At 72.4% G+C, this 1,259-nt stretch carries 2 protein-coding genes and 1 pseudogene; 1 reads left to right on the top strand and 2 read right to left on the bottom strand.

Annotated elements, in window-relative coordinates; translation table 11 throughout:
- Positions 1-281: pseudogene (locus GTW67_RS36675) on the bottom strand (flavoprotein); the annotation flags it as partial.
- 31 nt (positions 282-312) lie between these two features.
- The gene (locus tag GTW67_RS36670) at positions 313-774 is read right to left on the bottom strand and encodes a nuclear transport factor 2 family protein (RefSeq protein ID WP_161169024.1); all 462 of its coding nucleotides are present in this window, start codon (positions 772-774) and stop codon (positions 313-315) included.
- Between the two features lie 119 nt (positions 775-893).
- Between GTW67_RS36670 and GTW67_RS36665 the strand changes: the two genes are divergently transcribed.
- A partial coding sequence (locus GTW67_RS36665) for a TetR/AcrR family transcriptional regulator (protein ID WP_161169023.1) occupies positions 894-1,259 on the top strand: 366 nt, incomplete at its 3' end.

Raw genomic sequence — 1,259 nt, 5'->3', positions numbered from 1 at the left:
GTGTTGAAGGTGGCGGGCGCGACCACGACGGCGTCCGGCGCCGGGAAGGGCCGCGGGTCGCCCGGCCGGCGCCAGGCCGAGCGGATGGGCCGGCCGGTCCGCGTCTCGACGGCGGCGGTGTCGAAGAAGCCGTCCATGGCGAGGGGGGTCGCGAAGACACCGACCTCCCAGCCGCGTTCCTGCGCCGCGGTGATCAGCCGTCCGACGCCGGAGGCCACCCCGGCGGCGCAGACGACGACGTAGAGGAAGGGCTTCTCGGTGCTGCGGGGCGGTCGGGTCACGCCGGAACCCTACTCAACCGGCCGCCGGAGGCTAGCGGAGGCGGAATGACTGACCGCGCTCCGCCTCGGGGCGGGGGCCGTGGATGCGGCGGTCCGGTTCCTCGATGGGGACGTCGTCGATGCTCGCCTCCCGCCGGGTCATCAGGCCGTGCTCGTCGAACTCCCACAGTTCGTTGCCGTAGGAGCGCCACCACCGGCCGTCGGTGTCGCACGACTCGTACTGGAAGCGGACGGCGATGCGGTTCCCGTCGAAGGCCCACAGGTCCTTGCGCAGCGCGTACTCGCGCTCGCGCGCCCATTTGGCGGTGAGGAACTCGACGATGGCGGCCCGGCCCGTGAGGAAGGTGTCGCGGTTGCGCCAGACCGAGTCCTCGGAGTAGGCGAGCGCGACCTTGTGCGGGTCGCGGGTGTTCCAGGCGTCCTCGGCCGCCTGGACCTTCCTCGCGGCGGTCTCGCGGTTGAACGGTGGCAGGGGCGGGCGGTCGGTGCTCATGGCGAACCCTCCGTCGACAGGCCGGAGAACGAGCGTTCTCCACTGCGGCTGCTACCGTAGGAGAACGATCGTTCTCACGTCAAGGATCACGACCCCGAGCGGCAAGGAGAGGCCCCCGAATGGACAGCGAGGCCGCCCGGGAGCGGGCGTTGGACGCCGCGGAGCGGCTCTTCTACGGACGGGGCGTCCGGGCCGTCGGCATGGACGACGTCCGCACCGCCTCGGGCGTCTCCCTCAAGCGGCTCTACCAGCTGTTCCCGGCCAAGGAGCAGCTGGTGCTGGCGTATCTGGAGCGGCGCGACGTGCGCTGGCGGGGCCGGCTCGCCCAGTACGTCGACGAGCACGAAGGCGCCGTCCCCCGGATCCTGGCCGTCTTCGACTGGCTCGGGCAGTGGTTCGCCGAGCCGGACTTCCGCGGCTGCGCCTGGCTCAACGCGTACGGCGAGCTGGGCGCCGGCTCACCCCGGGTCGCGGAGCACGTGCGG

This window comes from Streptomyces sp. SID5910, from assembly GCF_009862125.1.
Classification (GTDB): Bacteria; Actinomycetota; Actinomycetes; order Streptomycetales; family Streptomycetaceae; genus Streptomyces.
This window is presented reverse-complemented; position numbering and strand designations above follow the sequence as displayed.